The sequence below is a fragment of the Burkholderia sp. SRS-W-2-2016 genome (assembly GCF_001931485.1).
Classification (GTDB): domain Bacteria; phylum Pseudomonadota; class Gammaproteobacteria; order Burkholderiales; family Burkholderiaceae; genus Paraburkholderia.
This window is the reverse complement of record NZ_MSDV01000075.1, coordinates 1-22,812: the sequence shown is the minus strand read 5'-3', so window position 1 is coordinate 22,812 and position 22,812 is coordinate 1. Positions and strand designations below refer to the sequence as shown.

The 22,812-nt window shown below is 66.4% G+C and carries 9 protein-coding genes; all 9 read left to right on the top strand.

What is annotated here, in order from left to right:
• Positions 1 to 35 precede the first annotated feature (35 nt).
• Positions 36 to 5,471: a YadA-like family protein gene (locus BTH42_RS30960; protein WP_075304992.1), complete on the top strand. Its 5,436-nt coding sequence runs from the start codon at positions 36 to 38 to the stop codon at positions 5,469 to 5,471.
• Between the two features lie 88 nt (positions 5,472 to 5,559).
• Positions 5,560 to 6,699 (top strand): DUF2827 domain-containing protein, encoded by a 1,140-nt coding sequence (locus BTH42_RS30955; protein WP_075304991.1) that lies wholly within the window; start codon positions 5,560 to 5,562, stop codon positions 6,697 to 6,699.
• Positions 6,696 to 7,853 (top strand): DUF2827 domain-containing protein, encoded by a 1,158-nt coding sequence (locus tag BTH42_RS30950; RefSeq protein WP_075304990.1) that lies wholly within the window; start codon positions 6,696 to 6,698, stop codon positions 7,851 to 7,853. The genes BTH42_RS30955 and BTH42_RS30950 overlap by 4 nt, the downstream gene beginning before the upstream one ends.
• Positions 7,854 to 7,901: 48 nt before the next feature.
• Positions 7,902 to 9,809 (top strand): tetratricopeptide repeat protein, encoded by a 1,908-nt coding sequence (locus tag BTH42_RS30945; protein ID WP_075304989.1) that lies wholly within the window; start codon positions 7,902 to 7,904, stop codon positions 9,807 to 9,809.
• A 50-nt stretch (positions 9,810 to 9,859) separates the two neighbouring features.
• Positions 9,860 to 10,885: a tetratricopeptide repeat protein gene (locus tag BTH42_RS30940; protein ID WP_075304988.1), complete on the top strand. Its 1,026-nt coding sequence runs from the start codon at positions 9,860 to 9,862 to the stop codon at positions 10,883 to 10,885.
• Between the two features lie 39 nt (positions 10,886 to 10,924).
• Positions 10,925 to 12,421, top strand: a complete 1,497-nt coding sequence (locus BTH42_RS30935; RefSeq protein WP_075304987.1) for a tryptophan halogenase family protein — start codon at positions 10,925 to 10,927, stop codon at positions 12,419 to 12,421.
• Between the two features lie 383 nt (positions 12,422 to 12,804).
• On the top strand, positions 12,805 to 14,388 hold the full coding sequence (locus tag BTH42_RS30930) for an acyltransferase domain-containing protein (protein WP_075304986.1): 1,584 nt from the start codon (positions 12,805 to 12,807) through the stop codon (positions 14,386 to 14,388).
• Positions 14,389 to 14,496: 108 nt separating this feature from the next.
• Entirely contained in the window at positions 14,497 to 20,937 is a 6,441-nt protein-coding gene (locus tag BTH42_RS30925; protein WP_075304985.1) for an SDR family oxidoreductase, read from the top strand.
• Positions 20,934 to 22,812: cytochrome P450 (locus BTH42_RS30920; protein ID WP_143752267.1), on the top strand; the 1,879-nt coding region annotated here is incomplete at its 3' end. The genes BTH42_RS30925 and BTH42_RS30920, both read left to right, overlap by 4 nt.

The following is a 22,812-nucleotide window of genomic DNA, read 5'->3' as shown; positions in this document are numbered from 1 at the left end:
GCCTGTCGATTTCTCGGCACTTAGGGGTCTGTAGCATGAATAAAACTTACCGCACGGTTTACAACGAAGCGCTCAACGCGTGGGTGGCAATCAGCGAACTCGACTCCAGCAAAGGCAAGTCGAGCCGCTCCGAGCGCAAGGCGCGTCGTCCGCTCACGCGAATCGCAATGGCTGTGGTCGCCGGCCTGGGGCTCGGCGCCATGCTATCCCAGCCGGTCTCGGCGGGTCTCGCGTCGGCGAACGGCTATCTGACCGCGGCCGACGGCACCGCGAGCTATACCTACCAGAACACGGTGTCGGCGGGCTTTAACGGCGTCGCGCTGGCTGGCGCGATCGACTGCGGGATGTTGTCCCCCGCCGGCAGCTCCAGCGTCTCCTCGATGATTTACGGTACCAACGGCAGCTTTACCGGCGGCCTGTACGGTTTCGGTGCGCAGACCACGGCGTTGAGCTATGGCCAGCTGGTGAACAAAGGCACCGGCCAGACCAACGGTGTCAACAACTGGACGGGTGCGCAGACCCTCGGCAACGTGTACGTATCGCCGGGTAACGCGGTTACGCCGAACGGCGTCGGCAACACCAAGGCGACCGGTATGAACTCGCTGGCAACGGGCTGCGGCTCGCAGGCCACCGGTATCGGCTCGACCGCACTCGGCTGGGGCGCCGTCGCGTCCGGCGCCGGTGCGACCGCACTCGGCATCAACTCGACCGCTTCGGGCCAGGGCTCGTTCGCGTTCGGCACCTACGCAACCGCCAGCGCGCTCGACTCGATCGCGATGGGCACCCAGGCAGCCGCTACATCGTCCAACGCGATCGCGCTCGGCGCGCAGTCGTCGGTGGCGAGCAGCGCGACCTCGGGTATCGCGCTCGGCCATTCGGCCCAGGTGCTCGGCGCGTACGGGATCGCTCAGGGCGACAGCTCGGTCGCGGGCGCGACCGGTCAGAACGTCGCGATCGGTTCGGCGGCTACCAACGCCAACTCCAGCACGGGCGCGGGCGGCGCGGTCGCGATCGGCCGCGCGGAAACCGCGACCGGCGACGGTGCGGTGGCGCTCGGTAGCGCGACCGTCGCGAACGGCGACGGCGCACTCGCATTCGGCGTGAATTCGACGGCTTCGTCGAACGGCTCGATCGCACTCGGTTCGGCGGCAAACAGCAACACGACCGACGCAATCGCGATCGGCACCGGCGCGAACGCGCAGTACGGCAGCAGCGTGGCGCTCGGCGCCGGCAGCACCACCGGCGCGAGCGCGCCGACCGGCACCGGCTATATGACCGCGCAGGCCGCGCCGACTTCGGAAGTGTCGGTGGGCAGCGCAGGCAATCTGCGCCGGATCACGAACCTCGCCGACGGCTCCGCGGCGACGGACGCGGTGACGGTTTCGCAGTTGAGCACCAGCAACAGCAGCCTGTCGACCGGCATCGCATCGTTGTCCACGGGTGTCGACACGTTGTCCTCTTCCACCTCGACCAGCGTCGCGTCGCTGACGACCAGCATCGCCGACGCCACCGATTCGATCAGCAGCCTGTCGACCACGACGGCTGGTAGCGTCAGCGCGCTGTCCGCGGACATCAATACGCTGTCGACCTCGACGTCGACCAGCGTCGCTTCGTTGTCCACCGGTATCGACTCGACCAGCACGTCGGTCAGCAGCTTGTCGACCGCGACCGCCGACAGCATGAACTCGCTGTCCACCGGTATCGATACGTTGTCGACGTCGACCTCGACGAGCGTGGCTTCGCTTTCTACCAGCATCGACAACACCGTCGACAGCGTTACGAGTCTGTCCACGTCGACTTCGACCACTACCGTATCGCTGTCAACCGCGATCGATGGCCTGTCGACGTCCACCTCGACGAGCGTCGCTTCGCTCTCGACCGGTATCGACTCGACCAGCACGTCGGTGAGCAGCCTGTCGACCGCGACCGCCGAGAACGTCAGCTCGCTGTCCACCGGCATCGATACGTTGTCGACGTCGACCTCGACGAGCGTCGCGTCGCTCTCGACCGGTATCGACTCGACCAGCACGTCGGTGAGCAGCCTGTCGACCGCGACCGCCGAGAACGTCAGCTCGCTGTCCACCGGCATCGATACGTTGTCGACGTCGACCTCGACGAGCGTCGCGTCGCTCTCGACCGGTATCGACTCGACCAGCACGTCGGTGAGCAGCCTGTCGACCGCGACCGCCGAGAACGTCAGCTCGTTGTCCACCGGTATCGATACGTTGTCGACCTCGACCTCGACGAGCGTGGCTTCGCTTTCTACCAGCATCGACAACACCGTCGACAGCGTCACGAGCCTGTCCACGTCGACTTCGACCACCACGGTGTCGCTGTCGACCGCGATCGACGGCCTGTCGTCGTCCACGTCGACCAGCGTCGCGTCGTTGTCCACCGGCATCGACTCGACCAGCACGTCGGTGAGCAGCCTGTCGACCGCGACCGCCGACAGCATGAACTCGCTGTCCACCGGTATCGATACGTTGTCGACGTCTACCTCGACCAGCGTCGCGTCGCTCTCGACCGGCATCGACTCGACGAGCACGTCGGTGAGTAGCCTGTCGACCGCGACCGCCGAGAACGTCAGCTCGTTGTCCACCGGTATCGATACGCTGTCGGGCTCGACCTCGACGAGCGTGGCTTCGCTTTCTACCAGCATCGACAACACCGTCGACAGCGTCACGAGTCTGTCCACGTCGACTTCGACCACCACGGTGTCGCTGTCGACCGCGATCGATGGCCTGTCGACCTCCACGTCGACCAGCGTCGCGTCGCTCTCGACCGGCATCGACTCGACCAGCACCTCGGTGAGCAGCCTGTCGACCACGACCGCCGAGAACGTCAGCTCGCTGTCCACCGGTATCGATACGTTGTCGACGTCTACCTCGACGAGCGTCGCGTCGCTCTCGACCGGCATCGACTCGACCAGCACGTCGGTGAGCAGCCTGTCGACCGCGACCGCCGAGAACGTCAGCTCGCTGTCCACGGGCATCGACTCGTTGTCGACGTCGACCTCGACGAGCGTCGCTTCGCTGTCGACCAGCATCGATTCGACCAGCACCTCGGTGAGCAGCCTGTCGACCGCAACGGCCGAAAGCATGACCTCGCTGTCCACCGGCATCGATACGTTGTCGACGTCGACCTCGACGAGCGTCGCTTCGCTGTCGACCGGTATCGATTCGACCAGCACGTCGGTGAGCAGCCTGTCGACCGCGACCGCCGAGAACGTCAGCTCGCTGTCCACCGGCATCGACACGCTGTCGTCGTCGACCTCGACGAGCGTCGCGTCGCTCTCGACCGGCATCGACTCGACCAGCACGTCGGTGAGCAGCCTGTCGACCGCAACGGCCGAGGGCATGACCTCGCTGTCCACCGGTATCGACACGCTGTCGTCGTCGACCTCGACGAGCGTCGCTTCGCTCTCGACCGGCATCGACTCGACCAGCACGTCGGTGAGCAGCCTGTCGACCGCAACGGCCGAGGGCATGAACTCGCTGTCCACCGGCATCGACACGCTGTCGTCGTCGACCTCGACGAGCGTTGCGTCGCTCTCGACCGGCATCGATTCGACCAGCACGTCGGTAAGCAGCCTGTCCACCGCGACCGCCGAGAGCGTGTCCTCGTTGTCGACCGGCATCGATTCGACCAGCACGTCGGTGAGCAGCCTGTCCACCGCCACCGCCGATAGCCTCGACACGCTGTCCACCGGCCTCAGCACGACCAACGACAATCTGAAGACCTTGTCGCTGTCGACCTCGGACAGCATCAACATGCTGTCGACCGGCGTCGCTTCGCTGTCCACCGGCATCTACAACCTGTCGACGACGGTCGTGACCCTGTCGACCTCGACCTCGACCAGCGTCTCGTCGCTGTCGACGAGCGTGCAGAACAACACTGACAACCTGGTAAGCCTGTCGACCTCGACGTCGACGAGCACCGCGTCGCTGTCGACCGGCCTCGCCGAAACCAACGAGAACCTGACGAGCCTGTCGACCTCGACCTCGACGATCACCGCGTCGCTGTCGAGCGGTCTCGCCCAAACCAACGACAACCTGAACAGCCTGTCGACCTCGACGTCGACGAGCACCGCATCGCTGTCGACCGGCCTCGCCGAAACCCAGGACAACCTGACGAGCCTGTCGACCTCGACCTCGACGATCACCGCGTCGCTGTCGAGCGGTCTCGACGCCACCAACACCAACCTGAACAGCCTGTCGACCTCGACCGCCGAGGGCCTGGGTTCGCTGTCGACCGGCCTGCTCGACACCAACACCAACCTGACCAGTCTGTCGACCTCGACCTCGACGATCACCGCGTCGCTGTCGACCGGCCTCGCCGAGACCAACGACAACCTGACCAGTCTGTCGACCTCGACTGCGAACGGTCTGTCCTCGCTGTCAACCGGCCTGAGCAATACCAACAACTCGCTGGCCAGCCTGTCCACCAGCATGAGCGAAGCGAACACCGGCGTCAGCACGCTGCAGACCACGGTGGACGATCTGTCCGCGTCGACCTCGACGGGCATCGCGTCGCTGTCCACCTCGACGTCGACCGGCATCGCATCGTTGTCGACCTCGACTTCGACCGGTTTCGCGTCGCTGTCGACCAGCGTGAGCTCGCTGTCGACCACCGTGTCGGCGGTGACGCCGCTGGTCGAGATGGTGCAGACCGCCAACGCGAAGGGCGACTCGTTCTCCGGCACGCTGCTCGGCGGGATGAACACGAACGGCTCGGTGCAGACCCAGGGCGGTACCGGCCAGACCATCACCAACGTCAACGCGGCGGCCTGTACGTCGGCGAACGGCGTGGACGCGACGGCCTCGGGTCTGTGCGCAACCGCCGACGGCAACGGCTCGACCGCGTACGGTTCGAACGCGCAGGCAACGGCGGCCAACACGACCGCGGTGGGTTTCCGCGCGAGCGCAACCTACGAAGGTTCGGTGGCGGTCGGCTACAACGCGCAAGCAACGGCTGACCCGACCGTGGCGGTCGGTGCGAACTCGCTGGCCGGCGGCAACAACTCGGTCGCGGTGGGTGCGAGCGCGAGCGCAACCGGCAACAATTCGGTCGCGCTGGGCGCGGGCTCGATGGCGACCGAGGACAACACGGTGTCGATCGGCTCGTCCGGCAACGAGCGCCGCATCACCAACGTGGCGCCGGGCGTCAATTCGACCGATGCGGTCAACGTCGGCCAGTTGAACAACGCGCTGGGCAGCGTCAACAACCAGATCAACGACGTTGCCCGCAACGCGTACTCCGGCGTCGCGGCAGCCACCGCGCTGGCGATGATTCCGGAAGTCGACCCGGGCCGCACTTTGTCGATCGGTGTCGGCGCGGCGACCTACAATGGTTACCAGGCCATGGCGATCGGCGGCACCGCGCGCATCACGCAAAACATCAAAATGAAGGCAGGTGTCGGCATCAGCGGCGCCAGCACGGCAGTCGGCGTAGGCGCGTCGTACCAGTGGTAAGCCCAGCCGTCTGAACGGACGGTGTCTCCAGGGGCCGGTGGTTCCGTTGCAAAACGGACACCGGCCCCGTCCTTTGGGGGGTGACTTTATGCGGATTGGCATCTCAACTTCGAGCCGCGCGGGCCAGAGCGTCTGGCAGAACGGGCTTGGACAAAATGTCATATTTCTCGCGCAGCTATTGCGGCGGTTGCCGTTCGTCGAGTCGGTGGTGCTGATCGGCGTGGCCGGCGACGCCGCGGTGCCGGTTGAAGCCGTGGCCGTAGTCGACGATTTGCGCGTGGTGAGCCAGCAGGAGGCGACCGATCTGGTCGACGTCGTGATCGAGACCGGCGCGAACCTCGACAACAAGTGGCTCGATCTGATGCGGCGGCGCGGCCGTAAGGTCGTGCTTTATTGCAGCGCGCAACCGTATGCCGCGCTGGTCGAACCGGCCACGTTCGATCGGCCGGGCTACACGGGGCGGCCCGATCGCTGCGATGAAGTGTGGCTGGTTCACAAGGACCGCGCGCTCGCGCCGATGCTGCGCACGCTGCATCGTTGCCCGGTCCACGAGGTGCCGTTCATCTGGCATCCTGAGTTTCTCGACGCACGCATCGCCGAGGCCGCGCGGCATGGCGTGCAGTACGGTTATCGCGAGCGCAGTGGTGCGGCTGGCGCCGGCTTTCGCGTGGCGATCTTCGAGCCGAATGTGTCGGTCGTCAAATGCTGCAGCGTGCCGATGCTGATCTGCGACGAAGCATGGCGCGCGGACCCGCGCAGCGTCAGCGAAATGCATGTGCTCAACACGCTGCATATGAAGGAACACGCAACGATGCTGTATCTGGCGAATTCGCTCGATCTCGTGCGCAATCACCATGCGCGCTTTCATGGGCGGCACGACATTGCCGGTTTCATGGGGCAGTACGCGGACGCGGTCGTCGCGCATCAATGGCAGAACGAACAGAATTACGCGTACCTCGATGCGCTGTACGGCGCTTATCCGCTCGTGCACAACTCGCCGTGGCTGGCCGACGCGGGCTACTACTATCCGGGTTTCGACGCCGCTGCCGGCGGCGCGCAATTGCTGCGCGCGTTTCGTGAGCACGACGCGGGGCTCGCCGAATATCGCGCGCGCTCGCAGGCGCTGTTCGACGCGGTGAATCCGTTTGCGCAATTTAATCTGGATGCCTATGCACAACGGCTGCTCGCACTCGCGGGTAACACGGCAACCGCCCGGGAGGCGCAATGAATGCCGCTAGCCAGAGCCCGCGCGATCTGAAGGTGGGCGTGTCGCTGTATGTGCGCAAAGGCGGCCAGTCGCTGTGGGAAAACGGCATCTTCCAGAACTGCCTGTTCCTCGTGATGCTGCTGCGCAATCTGCCGTCGGTGGCCGAGGCCTATATCGTGATGGGCGGCGACGGCAGCGCGGAGGAAGCGCAGCGTCTCGTCGAAGACGTGCCCGCGCCGGTGATGACGATGGACGAAGCGGCCGTGCAGCTCGATCTGATGATCGAAATGAGCGCGCAGCTCGGCCGCGAATGGATCGTGCGGTTTCGCGAGCGCGGCGGCAAGATCGTATCGATGCGCGTCGGCAACGACTACGTGATCGATATCGAGCGAATGATCTTCGACCGCCCGAATGCGCTGCTGATCAGCCGCGCGCCGTATCACGAAGTGTGGACGCTGCCGCAATACGAGCATATCTGCGCGCCGTATTACCGCAGCGCGATGCGGGTGCCGGTGCGGATCGTCCCGCATATCTGGAGTCCGCTGGTGCTCGAACGCGCGATCGACCGCGACCCGCACGCGCGCGACGCGTTCGGCTACCGGCCGGGCCGGCGCCGCTGGCGCGCGGGCATCTTCGAGCCCAATATCTGCATGGTCAAGACGAGCCAGATTCCGATGCTGTGCTGCGAGGTCGCGCACCGGCTCGAACCCGATGCGCTCGAACACGTGTGGGTCTACAGCACGCTGACGCAGAAGAAACACGCGGGTTTTACGGCCTTTGCCGAAAGCCTCGACATCCTGAAACACGGGCTTGCGACGTTCGAAGGCCGCTTCCCGTTCCACCAGATGATGACGCGCTACGTTGACGTGGTGGTCGCGCATCATTGGGAAAATCCGCAGAATTATCTGTATTACGAAGCACTTTACGGCGGCTACCCGCTCGTGCATAACTCGTCTATGATCGGTGCGTGCGGCTACCGCTACGACGATTTCGACTGCGAGCAGGGCGGCCGAGCGCTGTTGCAGGCGTTCGCCGAACACGATGCAAATCTCGAACGCTACTGCGGGACCGCGCTGGCGTTTCTGCATACGCTCGCGCCGGACTACGGGCCGAATATCGCCGCGTACGGCGAAGCGATCGACGCGCTGTACGCCGCAGCCGCTAAGCAGGACTGACGAAAAAACGTAGCTGTGAACAAACGTAGTCGCGAGATGGAGGGAACAATGAGCGCAGACGCAGCAGGCGACGACGGGCTCTGCAAACGCGGCATCCAGTTGCTGGAAGCGGGCGACGTCGCCGGTGCCGAAAACTGTTTGAGCGCTATCGGCGAAGAACACCCCGACTTTCCGCTCGCGCAATATCACCTCGGGCTCGCCGCGTTGCGCGCCGGCCGGCTCGACACAGCGGAGCGCCACTTTCGCGCGGCGCTCGAGCGCAAGGCCGATTTCGCGGCCGCCTACAACAATCTCGGCGACATTCTGATGCGCACCGGCCGTCTCGCCGAGGCGGAGCAGCAACTGCGCCGCGCGAGCGTCGAAGATCCTGCGCTTGCCGAAGCCTTCTACAACCTCGGCACGCTGATGCTAAACACCGGCCGCAGCGTCGAGGCGGAGGCGTGCCTGCATCGCGCTATCGTACTGAGGCCCAATTTCGCACACGCGTACAACAACCTGTGCGAAGTGATGCTGCGCACGAATCGTCGCGACGAGGCGGAGTCGTGCGTGCGCAAGGCCGTCGAACTAGCGCCGGATTTTGCACCGGCGCACTACAACCTCGGCAATCTGCTGCTCGCGGCCGGCCGCGCGGGCGACGCCGAAGCAAGCTTGCGACGCGCGCTCGAACTGCAGCCCGATTTCCCCGGCGCGAATCACCAGCTCGGCACGTTGCTGCTGAGCCAGAATCGCGCGGCCGAAGCGGAGACATTGTTGCGGCGGGAGATCGCCGGCCATCCGCAGATCGGCGCGAGCCATCGGATGCTGGGCATCACGCTGCTCGCGTTGCGGCGCGAGGAAGAGGCGCTCGGTTGCTTGCGTCGCGCGCTCGAACTCGATCCGCGCGATGCCGAAGCGCATTACCACCTGGGCGGCGCGTTGCTGACGCTCAATCGCCCGGAAGAAGCGGTCGATGCGGCCTCGCGCGGTTACGCGCTGGCGCCGGAACTGGCGGGCGGCCGGCTGATCCTCGGCAGTGCGCTGCTGAAACTCGGCCGCTATCGCGAAGGCTGGCCGCACTACGAATACTTCAGCGCGCGCCGCGGCCCGGGCGCCGCGCGCACGCCGCTGGCCGGCATGTTGCCCGAATGGCAGGGCGAGCCGCTCGCCGGCAAAGCGCTGATCGTGCAATGCGACTTCAGCTTCGGCCCGGACGAAACGATCCAGTTCGCGCGCTTCATCGCGCCGCTCAAGGCGAGCGGTCTCGCGCAACTGACTGTCGTCTGTCCGCCCGACATCAAACCGCTGTTCGACGGGATGCGCGAGATCGACACGCTCAAATCGACCGATGAACACGTCGATCCGCGCCGCGCCGACTACTGGTGCTATCTGACGAGTCTGCCGCTGCGTCTGGACGTGACGCTCGAGCAGCTCGCCGCGCCGCTGCCGTATCTACGCGTTGCGTCCGCGCAAACCAAACGCTGGCAGAGCCGGCTCGATCGCAGCTTGCCTGCGGATCGGGCGAGGGTCGGCATCGCCGGCGCGGGTGAGCTGCCGGTCAGCCTGTTGCGGCCGGTGCTCGCGGTGCCGGGCGTGTCGTTCGTCGCGCTGTCGAAAGACGCGAGCCAACGGGCGGCGTGGCGTGAACTGCCCGACGCACTGCGGCCCGCCGACGTCGCCGACGAAACCGCCAACCTGTCCGACACAGCCGCACTCATCCGCAATCTCGACCTCGTGATCACCGCCGACCCGACCATCGCGCATCTCGCCGGCGCCCTGAACCAGCCGTTCTGGCTGTTGCTGAAGCTCGACGGCGATTGGCGCTGGCTGCACGAACGCGGCGATTCGCCGTGGTACCCGCAGATCGCGCGGCTGTTCCGGCAGCGCGAGCGCGGCGACTGGAGCGCGGTGATCGATGAAGCGGCAGCCGCGCTGCCGGCATGGATAGCGGCAAACAAGTCGGCGAACCCAGGCAGCTAACTGAAGACAGCTAACTGAAGGACGCCAACCCCGAGCGGAGAGTACCGGCGATGAAAGACAGCAACGAACTGCAACAGACCATCGACACCTTCAACGCCGACGCGCTCGCCGCGCTGCGCGAAGGCCGTCTCGACCACGCGCGGCGCGCACTGCAACAGGCGTTCGACCTGAACCCGCGCAGCGCCCACACGCTCTGCAACCGCGGGCTGCTGTTCGCGACGCAAGGCCAGCCGCAGGACGCGGAGACCGCGTATCGCGCGGCGCTCGAACAGAATCCCGCGCTGGTCGAGGCGCATTTCAATCTCGCGGTGCTGCTGCATCGCCAGGGACGCGCGCAGGACGCGGAGGCCGCCTATCTGCGCGCGCAGCAGCTATTGCCCGACAACGCGGAGATTGCCTTCAACCTCGCGACGCTGTATCGCGAGCACGGGCGGCGCGCGCAAGCGGAGGCCGCGTATCGCTTCGCGCTCGAACGGCAGCCCGATTTCGCGCGGGCCGGGAACGACCTCGGCGTGCTGCTGCTCGAAGCGGGCGAGCCGGCGCACGCGGAAGCGCCGCTGCGGCAGGCCACCGTCCACGCGCCGGCCTATGCCGATGCCTGGTACAACCTGGCACTTGCGCTGCGCGAATTAGGGCGTGCCGGCGAAGCGGAGCCGATCCAGCGCGAGGCGATCCGTTTGCGGCCGGGGCGCGTCGAAGATCGCAACAACCTCGGCATTCTGCTGCTTGCGCAGGGTCGTCAGAACGAAGCCGAGGACGAGTTCCGCGCGGCGATCGCGCTTGCGCCGCAGCGCGGCGAGGCGCATGCGAACCTCGGCAATCTGCTGCGCGATTCGGGCCGCTTCACCGAAGCGGAGGCGGCGCTACGCGACGCGGTGCGGCTCGCGCCGACGCTGCCCGGACCGCTCGACGGACTCGGCCTGCTGCTGCAACAGGGCGGCCGTTTTGCCGAGGCCGAGCAGGCTTATCGCAACGCGCTCGAATTGCAGCCCGGCCTCGTGCCGGTACAGCAGCATCTGGACGCGCTGCTGCGCGAGATGCGCGGCGAGCCGCCGGCCGATAACGCGCCGGCTTGATCGACCGCCTGCCAACCTGTCCACGCGAGGTATCAGAACATGCTCAATTTTCGCGCCATGCGCAATTTCGTCGTGCTGGGCGGCGGCACCGCCGGGTGGTTCGCCGCGCTCGAACTGCAGCGTCTGTTCGGCACGCAGGCCAGCATCACCGTGATCGAATCGCCGCGGATCAACGTGATCGGCGTCGGCGAGGGCGGCATCCTGAATCTGCCCGGCGCGCTCGCCCGCTACGGGATCGAAGAGGCCGCGTTCATCGAGGCGACCGGCGCGGTGCTGAAGCTCGGTTTCGAATACGCGGGCTGGAACAGCGGCCGTGACGACGACGTGTTCTACCACCTGTTTCACGCGGCGCCGAATGCCGCCGACGGCAGTCTGGTCGACGGCGTGCCGGTCGACTGGGCGATGCTGGTCGCGAACGGCGTCGGCGTTCAGTACGCGGAGAGCGCGCTGCCGCTGATTCGCAACAATGCTTCGCAAACCGAAACATTGGGCGTGCGCGCGGCGCTCGGCGCGCGCTTGCCGACCTCGATGCATTTCGACGCGCACCGGGTCGCCGCCTATCTGAAGAGCGTCGCGACCGGACGCGGCGTGCGTCTGCTCGAAGCGACCGTGCAGGACCTCGATATCGCAACCGACAGCGGCCACGTCACCGCCCTTCGAATCGAAGACAGCGAGCAGCCGGTGCCGGTCGATTTCCTGATCGACGCATCGGGTTTCGCGCGGCTCACGCTCGGCCGCCGCTTCCAGGTGCCGATGCGCCCGTTCGGCGAGTACCTGCTGCACGATCGCGCGATTCCGTTCTATCTGCCGCATCCGCGCCAAAACCCGCATCTGGTCACGCGCGCGGTCGCAATGAACGCCGGCTGGATGTGGCAGATTCCGGTGCAGGAACGGGTCGGTTGCGGCTATGTGTATTCGAGCGCGCATCTGAGCGACGACGCCGCGTTGCAGGAGATCGAGGCGCGCGTCGGCAAGGTCGAGGCAGTGCGCACGATCCGCTTCGAGGCCGGCCATTTCGAGGACGTGTGGATCGGCAACGTGATGGCGGTCGGACTCGCGTCGGGTTTCATCGAACCGCTGGAGGCGACCTCGATCGGTCAGATGCTCGGCCAGGTGCTGACGTTCGGCGAGTTGGTGGCGGGCAGCGCGTACATCGTGCCGCAGACCAGCATCACGATGTTCAACGAGCGCAACCGCGTCGACTGGATGGGCATCCGCGATTTCTTGCGCATGCACTACGACGTGCCGCGTCGCGACACCGCGTTCTGGCGCGACGTGAATGCGCTGAAGCTGCCCGACACGTATGCGACGCTGAAGGCGTGCTGGCAGCATCGGCTGCCGCGCAGCGCCGATCTGCAACCGTACCGGCAAGGCAACTTCATGCACTTCGAGGCGACCAGCTGGATTTCGGTCGGGCAGGGCACCGGCGTGATTCCGCCGCAAGCGGCGGCCGCCGACCTCGCGCGTTTGCCGCGCGAGTCGGTGGTGAAGTCGCATCAGTTCCTGATGGGCGTGAAGAGCCGCTTCGCGCTCTAGCGGGCGCCTTGAACCCTTCACAGACTCGTTCCTGCCGGCGCCGGCTCGCGCGAGCCTGAACCGCCCGGCGCAGTCATCGCGGCTCGCCATCGTGCGAGCCGCGCCGCCGCCAGACCGCCGCGCCGCCCATGCGCGGCAACACGCCAAACTTCCCTCCGTCTTCCCCCGCTTTTCCAACCCCCGTTTTGACCGCACCAGTGCGCCGCGAACCCCGCGGCGAGCGCTGTCATTTCAAATAATGCGTTCGAAATAGTAGGAATTCAATTTGAATGCTGAATCAATGAATAATGCGTTTTGGCATTTTCGAGATATTTCGTGAAGTACAATTTTTCGAGTGTTAAATAATTCAGGTGGCATCGCCAATTGAATAAAGAATCCGTCGTATGAATCAGATAGCGTTTATGTTTCCGGGTCAGGGTGCGTTTTATCCGGATGCGTTGCTTGTTTCGCGATCCGCGTATCAATGTGTCGATCCGGTTCTGAGAATAGTCGAGGCAGTCGCGCAACGCCGTTTGGGCCGTTCTTTTATCGACGTTCTGTGGAGCGGAGAACAGCATGATAATAACTGGTTTCGGAATAAATCCGATCTTTTGCAACTGGTTATTTACGCCGTTTCGGTGGCCAATTTCGAAATTTTCCGGGCTCAGGGGATCGAGCCGGAGGTACTCGTAGGGCATAGCTTCGGCGAAATCGCGGCGCTGGTCTGTGCGGGTGTGTATTCGATCGAGCAGGGCGCGGAGATTGTCTGCGACCGTATCGAATCGCTCGCCGCCGCGGCGCCGCGCGACGGTTGCATGGCGGCCGTCGGCGCGGACCCGGTAGCGGTGCGGGCGGCGCTCGAAGCGTTCTATGCGGGCCGTGACGAGCACGCGGATCGGCGGATTCAGATCGCCGTCGAAAATCATCGTTCGCAAACCGTGGTTTCCGGGCCCGCGGACGAAATGACGGCATTCATCGCGCATTGCGCGGCGCGGAGTATTACCGCGCAGGCGTTGAAATCGCCTTATGCGTTTCATCACACCAGTCTCGGGCCGGCGGCCGGGGTTTTTGCGCGCAGGATTAAATCTTATTCAGGCGGAACGCTGCGGCGTGCCGTTTATTCACCGATCCTGAAGCGGTTTTATAACGAATCCGATCATTTCGGCGATTGCCTTTCCAGGCATTTCACGTTACCGGTCGGGTTCATGGCGGGAATAGGATTTCTGCAATCTGAGAATTTCGATATTTATGTGGAGTGCGGTGCACTCGATGCGCTTGCAAAAATCGTGATCCGAATTATCGGTCCGGGCAAGGTTAAAACATTTTCGGGGGCTGTCAAAAGCAGCGATGAACTCGAACATATCGGGAAAGTAGTGAGTTATTTCAAGGAGATGAATATCGTGAACGCGAATGTACAAGCCAATCTCAATCAGCCGGATTTCGACGCATTCTGGCACGCCAGCGGCAGCGCGATAACGGCGCGGATCAAAGCGGAATTCGAGAAGTTTTATCAATTGCATAACCCGCAGGCGCAGCCGGTGGCCGCGAGCCGCCCGGCGGTGGTTGCGGCAGCCGCGCCGGTGCTCGGAAGCCCGTTTGCGGCCGCGCCCGCGGTTGCCCCGGTCGCCGCGCCCGCGCCTGTGGCAATGGCCGTAGCGCCGGCCGTAGCTGCACCCACTGCCGTCCCCAGCACCGCCGCCGCCGCCCCGCGCCGCGCGATTCCCCGCGACCAGCTGTTCGGCGAACTCGTCGCGATCTACGCGGAAGCGATGGAATACCCGATCGAGGTCTTCACCGAGGAAGTCGAACTGGAAGCGGAGCTCGGCATCGATTCGGTCAAGCAGACCGAAATCATCCAGCGCATCAGCAAGCTCTACGGGCTGCCGCCGCTGCCGGCCGGCTTCCGCTTCGGCGACTTCAAGGCGATGGGGCAGATCGTCGATTTCGTCCACGCGCAGTTGGGCGCGGTGGCATCCGCCGGCAACTAAGGGCCGGCAACTCAGGAAGCGTTCTCCCAAACGCGCGGCGGCCATAGCGATACGGCCGCCCGCGCGATGCAGTGTTTTTTCGTGGTCGATCTGGATAGTAGGCGTGCAATGTCAAGCTCCAATCTGAAAGGTAAGCTGGTTCTGGTGACGGGTGGCGCGAAGAACGTCGGTAAGACGATCTGCCGGCGCTTCGCCGAGCAGGGTGCTCATGTCATCGTGAATTTTTTCCATTCCCTCGATGCGTCGAGAGAGACCGTCGCGGAGTTGCGCGCGCTCGGCGCCACCGTCGACGTGATCCGGGCGTCGGTGGCTCAGCAAAGTCAGGTCGACCGGATGTTCGATGAGATCGAGGCGAAGTACGGCCGCCTCGACATCCTGGTCAACAACGCGGCGTCGGGTGCGCTGCTCGGCGTCGGCGACATCGCCTCCGAGCATTTCGATCGCGCGCTCGACACCAATCTGAAGGGCGCATTCTGGTGCGCGCGCCGCGCGGCCGCGCTGATGGCGCGCAGCGGCGGCGGCTCGATCGTCAACGTGTCGTCGGTCGGCTCGACGCTGGTGCCGGCCAACTACCTGGTGGTCGGCACCGCGAAGGCCGCGCTCGAATCGCTGACCCGCTATCTGGCGGTGGAATACGCGGCCGACAACATCCGCGTGAACAGCGCGTCGTCGACGCTGATCGACGGCGACGTCGCGCAGCAATTTCCCGATCCCGACAACACGCGCCGCTCCAGCATCGAGGCGACGCCGCTCAGCCGCCTCGCGACCGCCGAAGACCTCGCCGACGTGGTGCTGTTCCTCGCGTCCGACTCGTCGCGCTGGGTGACCGGCCAGGTCGTTACCGCCGACGGCGGTCTGTCGCTGTGCAGCGAGGGCCTGTCGCCGCGTCCGCAATGGGCGACGCAAAACCCGCATGCAACGAACTGCGCGCCGTGCGCGCAGACACTGGCCGCGAAGAGCGAGCGCACCGCGGATCATGGCCAACACGGCGACGGTGCGGTCGCGGCCGACGAACTCGACATCAGCGACGACGCGATCGCGGTGGTCGGCATGGGTCTCGCCATCCCCGGCGCGAACAATCCGCAGGAGTTCTGGCGCGCGCTGCTCGAAGGACCGGAGCTGTTCGATACGGTGCCGGCCGAGCGCTGGGACTATCGCTCGTTCCATTCGGATGATCCGGCGGCCGAGGACAAGAGCTACCAGTCGCGCTCGGTGTTCATGGAGAGTTTCAACGCGACGCCTGCCCTGCAATCCGAACTAAACGGGCCGGTGCTCGACCGCCACGAACTCACCACGCTGTGGCTGCGCCATTCGCTGCTGCAGGCACTTGACGGCGTGCGCGTGCGGGCCGGCGACCGCACCTCGTTCCTCGTCGGCTATACCGCCGACGGCAGCCAGCATCTCGAGGAAGGGATGGTGCTCGCAGCCGCGCGCACCCGTCTGAGCAGCGCGCTCGACGCGGCCGGCGTCACGCCGGATGAGCGCGACGCCTGCGTCGCCCATGTCGACGGCGTGCTGGGCGCGCGTTACAGCCGCGGCGCCGCCGGCCTCGCGGAGTTCTTCCCGCACCGGGTCGGTCTCGACGCGATGCAAGGCGTGCTGCCCGACGACGCCGAATACATGATGGTCGATACCGCGTGTTCGTCGTCGCTGTATTCGGTCGACCTCGGCATCAAGGGATTGCTGCTGGGCCAGCACGATGTGGTCGCGTGCGGCGGCGCGTTCGCGCTCGCGCCGCGCAACACAGTGCTGTTCGCGAAGCTGCACGGCCTGTCGCGCAGCGGCGAAGTGCGCCCGCTCGACGAGGCCTGCGACGGCGTGCTGTTCGCCGACGGCGCCGGCGTCGTGATCCTGAAGCGCCTGAAGCGCGCCGTGGCCGACGGCGACCGGGTGCTCGGCATCCTGAAGGCGTTCGGTTCGTCGTCCGACGGCAAGGGCAAGGCGATCTACGCGCCGAACCCGGAGGGCCAGGGGATCGCGATCGAGCGCGCGTACCGGCAGTCCGAGGTGACGAGCGAGCAGATCGACTGGGTCGTCGCGCACGCGACCGGCACGCCGGCCGGTGACCTCGCCGAATTCCAGAGCCTGAGGGAATCGCTCGGCCAGCAGCGCTCGGTGCAGGTGACCTCGAACAAGTCGCTGGTCGGCCACACCGGCTGGGCGGCGGGCGTGGTGTCGCTGATCCAGGTGCTGCTCGGCTTGCAGCACGACTGCATTCCGCCGCAGCACCGCTATACGAGAGCGCCGCGCGAATTCGACCTCGCGACCACCGGCCTGACGATTCCGACCCGCGCGGTCGACTGGCCGCGCGACCCGCGGCGGGCGCGCGCCGCGGCGGTGTCCGGGTTCGGCTTCGGCGGCACCAACGGCCACCTCGTGGTCAGCGAGTACCGGCCCGATCTGCCCGCCGCGCCCGCGCAGCGGCCGGCCCGCAAGGCGCCGCTCGCGATCGTCGGCTGGTCGGCAAAATTCCCGGGCCTCGCCGACGGCGACGCGGTCGCCGCATGGCTGCGCGGCACCGGCGCGGCGCCGCAAGCGAGCTTCGGCCTCAGTTATCCGCTGCCGGGCTTCGACCGCGTCCGCATGCCGCCCGCGGTGCTGCGCGCGCTCGACCGCTGCCAGCTGATGTCGCTCGATGCCGCGCACGATCTGCGCGAAAAACTGCAGCCGTTCTGGAACGCGCATAGCGACACGATCGGCATCGTGATGGGCCACATGGGCCCGACCCGCAACGCGGCGCTGTACGCGAGCCGCTGCTATCTCGACGACATCGAAACGGCGTTGCGCGACGCCGGCACCGTCAAGCCGCGCATGCTGGATACCGCGCTGGCCGGTTTGCGCGAGCGGACCCGCGCGCTCGTGCCGCCGGCCACCGAGAACTCGTTCCCCGGCATGATGCCGAACGTGATTCCGGCGCGCGTCGCGAACTATCACGACCTGCACGGGATGAACATGACGGTCGACGCCGGCCATGCATCGACGCTGGCCGCGTTCGAAGTGGCCGCGCGCTTCCTGCAACGCGGCGAGCTGGACATGGTGATCGTCGGCGGGATCAACGGCAATGTGGCCGACGAAGTGCAGCCCGCATTCGATACCGCGTTGGCCGAGGGCGTCGTGCTGTTCGCGGTGACGACCCAGGCGCAGGCCGAGGCGGCCGGCTTGCCGGTACTCGCATGGGTCGAGACCGGCGCGCCCGACGGGCAGGATAACGAAGCGTCGGAGCCGGCGCCGCGCGATAGCGAAGGGCGGGCGCTCACCTATGCGGGCGCCGATGCCGCGGTGTCGGTGCTGGGCGCGCTGGTGCGCGAAGAGGCGTCGGCTACGGTGGCGACCCGCAATCCGGGCGATCGTGCGCGTTTCTCGCTGCGTTTGACGCGCGGTGACACGGCGCCGGGCGATGGGCCGGATTCGCGTAAGCGCACCGCCAGGGCGGAAGCAAGCCAGCCGCGCGGCGTGGAGCCGGCAGGAGCGTCGCAGCGAGAAAACGGCGGTGCGGTTGCAGCAGAATCAGCGGCAGCAACGGCAGCAACGGCAGCAACGGCAGCACCCAGAGCAACCGCTGCAATCGGAGCAGCAACTTCAGGGGCAACAACCACAGCGGCAACAACCGCAAAAGCAGCAACTGCAACCGTGGCCACAAGCGCGGCAGCGACAGCTTCCACCCCGCCGACCCTCGCCCCCGCGCTCTACCAAACCGGCGCCGCCGCCGACGGCGAACCGCTCGGCGTCAAACGCTACCGCATCGATTTGCAGGACGTGCGCTGGCAGCGCGGCGCCGAGCCGCTCGAGTTCTTCCCGCCCAAATGCGTGCTGGTCACCGACGCGCCGCAACTGCTCGCGGACTTCACCTCGTTGCCGGCCGACCTGATCGTGCTGTCGACCCAACCGCTCGCCGCGCCGCGCGACGGCTGGCACCACATTCAGGCGCGCGGCGAAACCGCGCTCGCCAGCCTGTTGCATGCGGACATCCAGCACGTGCGCGTCCTGAGCTCGCTGCATGCGAGCCAACTGGTCCCGGGCCAGGTGCCGCAGCCCGTCCCCGAATTGCTGGCCTTGCACGACCTCGCGTTCCTCGCGCTGAAACACTGCCATGACGGCGTGTCGCAACACGGCTCGTTCATCGCGCTGTTGCTCGACGCGGTCGTCGGCACCGTGCTGCATCCCGAGGCCGGGCTGTTCTCCGGTCTGACGAAAGCGCTCGGGATCGAGCTGTACGACACCCGCTCGCTGGCGGTCTTCACTAGCTGCACGTCGGCGCGCGAGGCGCTCGCGCAGGCCGAGCACGAAAGCGGCGCGCTGCATCTGCTGCCGGTGGTGGTGCTGAGCGGCACGCGCCGCCTGACCGTGCGCGTGACCGAGGCCACTGGCGAACTGCCCGCCGCGCAGCTTGCGCGGCTCGGCCCGGATTCCGTGGTGGTCGCGTTCGGCGGCGCGCGCGGCATCACCGCCGAATTGATGAAGGCGGTCGCCGCGCACTATCGGCCGACGCTCTATCTGATCGGCAGCAGCCGTCTCGACGACTTTCCGCCCGAGACCTTCGCCGGCAGTGACGAAGAGTTCCTGAAGCGACGCCCCGAGTACATTCGCGAGCAGAAAAAGCTGCATCCGTCGCTGCCGCTGCCGCAGGTGATCAAGTCGTTCGAACGCCAGGTCGAAGTGCGCGCCGCGCATCGCAACATGGAGGCGATGAAGGCGCACTGCGGCGCCGACCGGGTCCACTATCTGCGCGCCGACGTGTTCGATCGCGCCAGCGTGCAGGCGGCGGTGCAGCAGATCGCCGCGCGCGAGAGCCATATCGATCTCGTCGTCAACGCGGCCGGCCTGAATCGCTCGGCGTCGATCCCGGTCAAGACCTTCGAGGATTTCGTCGCGGTGCGCGACATCAAGGTGCGCGGCTACTGGAACCTGCGCGACGCGTTCGCCGCGCTGCCGCCGCGCGCCTGGTGCAACTTCGGCTCGTTCATCGGCCTGACCGGCCAGTCGGGCGAAACCGACTACGCATCCGGCAACGACTTCCTGAACACGCGCGCCGCCTATCATCGCGCGGCGCTCGGTTATGACGAATTCACGATCGGCTGGACCTTGTGGCGCTCGGTCGGACTCGGCGCGAATCCGGTGACGCGCGCGTTCCTCGAAAAGAGCGGGCTGTTCACCAGCATGCGCACCGAAGAGGGCGTGCATCACTTCCTGCGCGAACTCGATCTGGTCGACCGCGCGGCGGCGTCGGTGCATCTCGGCGCGCCCGAGAAGCGCGCGATCGAAGCGCATCTGCCGACGTTTTTCAGTGCGGCGGAAGCGGGTGCCGCACACGCGGACACTGGCAACCAGAGCGCGATCCATTCCAGTATCGCCAACACGGGCGTTAGCAAGCCGGTCGTCACCAACGCAAGCGTGTCCGGCGCAAGCGTGACCGGCCCGAGCGCAGCCAACACAAACGCCGTGAATACGAGCGCCGTGAACGTGAACGTGGGCGGGGCCAGCGCAGGCGGCGTCAATACGCACGCTGCCAACGTAAGCGCGGCCAACCCGCGCGCGGTCGAAGCGACGCCCGCCACCGCGCTCACCGGCATCGGCGACTTCTACCTCGGCCGTCAATTGCAGCGCGACGCGGACAGCGTCACCTTCGAACGGGTTTTCGATCTGCAGCGCGACGCGTATCTGCAGCATCACGTCGTCAACGGTTTCGCGACGCTGCCCGGCACCTTCGTGCCCGAACTCGCCGCCGAAGCCGCGCTGCAACTGCTGCCGGGCCTGAAGGTGGTCGGCTTCCAGGACGCGGTGTTCCATCACTTCCTGCGCGTCTACGATGCGCAGCGCCCGGGCGTGAAGCGCATCCGCGCGCAGATCGTGCGGCGCGACGGCGAACTGACCACATTGCAGGTGCATGTGACCGGCGACGTGCACGCGCCGAACGGCCACCTGCTGGTACGCGACAAGCTGCACTTCGAGATCAAGGTCTTGCTCGCGCCGGTGTACGAACCGGCCCCCGGCTGGGCGCGCTGGCCGGATGCCGGTCACACGCCGATCGCCGATCCGTACCACTTCGCCGCCGCGCCGGTGTATCTGAGCGGGATGTTCGTGTCGACCACCGACACCGGTTCGTCGCCGCCGGGCAAACACGCGCGCTACCAGCTGGGCGTGGCCGCCGACGATCCGGTGTTCTCACGTTTCGTGGTGCCAAGCATCATGCTCGACGGACTCGCGCGCGTCGCGGTGCTGAACTACATCGCCGACGACTACATCCCGCTCGCCGCGCCGATGACGATCCGCCGTATCGACATCTACGAGGACGGCAACGATTGCCAGCTCGCGAGCCGCTATGACCGCATCGATCTGTACGCGACGCCGCGCGAGTTCGCGCTCGAAGGGGTCGGCTCGCGCAACCGCTTCGTCGCGGTGCGCCCGGACGGCCGCATGCTGATGCAGATGAAGGACGTGAGCGGCGTGATCATCGGCTACGTGCATCGCGATAGCGGCGCGTACGTGTCGAAGGCCGAGGTCGATGCGCAGGTCGCCGCGCGCGCGCTGCCGACGCGGGTGTCCGCATGAAGACCCGACGCATCGCACCCGGCCCGAGCGGCCGCCTGATGGGCAATCTCGCCGAGTACAAGCGCGACCCGGTCACGATGCTGCTGAAGTTGCAGCAGCAATACGGCGACATCGCGCGCAACCGGCTCGGCCCGTTCCTCACGCATGCGCTCGCGCATCCCGAGCACGTGCAGTACGTGCTGCAGGAGAACCACCGCAACTACGTGCGCGGGCGCTTCTATGAGGACTTCAAACTGTTCTTCGGCGACGGTCTGCTGACCACCGACGGCGACTTCTGGCGCCGTCACCGGCGCGCGGTGCAGCCGCTGTTTCATCGCAAGCAGGTCAATGAGCACGCGCAGGCGGTCGGCGCCGCGGCGCTCGGGCTGGTGCAGCGCTGGAGCGAGCTGCCGGCCGGCGAGCCGCTCGAAGTGGTCGAGGAGATGATGCATCTGAGCCTGAGCATGCTCGGGCTGATGGTGTTCAACACCGACATCTCGCGTTTCTCCCGCCAGGTCGGGCCATCCGTGCGCTTCGGCATCGCGGCGATGTTGCGGCAAGGCGATCTCAACGACTTCATTCCGCGTTGGCTGCCGACACCGTTCAATCGCCGCATCGCCGAGGCGCGCCGCAATATCGACGGGATCATCGGGCAGATCATCGAAGATCACCGCTCGGGCAATTGCGATCCGAGCGACGTGATTTCGCTGCTGCTGAACGCGCGCCATCCGGACACCGGCGAGCCGATGACGCCGCGCGAGGTGCACGACGAAGTGATGACCGTGTTCCTTGCCGGTCACGAGACGACCGGCACCGGGATCGCGTGGGCGCTGTATGCGCTCGCGCAGAACCCGGGCGTGCTGCGCCAGTTGCGCGAGGAACTCGATGCGCGGCTCGGCGGCCGCGCGCCGACGCTCGAGGATCTCGATGCGCTGCCGTACCTGGACCAGGTGGTCAATGAGGTGCTGCGCATGTATCCGCCGATCTGGGGCTTCACGCGCGATCTGATCGACGATGACGAGATCGGCGGCTTTCATATTCCGGCGGGCTCGTCGGTGTTCATGTCGCCGTACGTCACGCATCGGCATCCGGCGTTCTGGCGCAATCCCGATGCGTTCGATCCGGAGAACTTCGCGAGCCACGCGCCGACGCCGCATCGCTTCGGCTACTTTCCGTTCGGCGGCGGGATGCGCAAGTGCATCGGCTTTCAGACCGCGTTGCTGCAGATGCGCGTGCTGACGGCGGTGGTCGCGCAGCACCTCGATCTGAGCATGGTGCCTGGGCATCCTATCGAACGGGGCCCAGTGATTTCGCTGCGGCCGTTGCAGGGGATCCGGATGGTCGTCACGCCGCGCCGGCGAGATAAAGCGCTGGCGAAGGGCGGCAAGGGCGGCGCTGGTGTGAAGGGCGAGCGGGAAGAGGTCGCGGCTGCGGTGGCCGAGGCTTCGGCGGCGCAAGCCGCACGTGCGCAAGACACGGGTTTGGGCATGACCGCGCAAAGCGCGGCGGGCGGTGGTTGTCCGTTTGCGGCAGCGGATTCGTTGGCGGGTTCGGCGGCAGCCGGCGTTGTTGCCGCAGCGCAGTCGATTGCCGCGCCGAATTTGCCGACTGGCCCGGTGGCAGCCAGCGTTGTTGCGGCAGCGCGGTCAACAGCCGCACAGAATTCTTCGGCGGGTCCGGCCGCAGCCGTCGCTGCTGTCGCAGCTCAGTCAACCGCCGTACCGAAGCCGCTGCCGAGCGCCGCAGCCGCAGCTATGCCCGTAGTCGCGGGCCTTACCGCGACCGCCGCGCTCGTCAACCCGGCCGCGAGCACGGCAAGCGCACCGACACTTGCAGCCGCCGGATCCGCCCCGGTCGCCACGACTGCCCCAACCGCGACCCCGGCAACCGCAACCG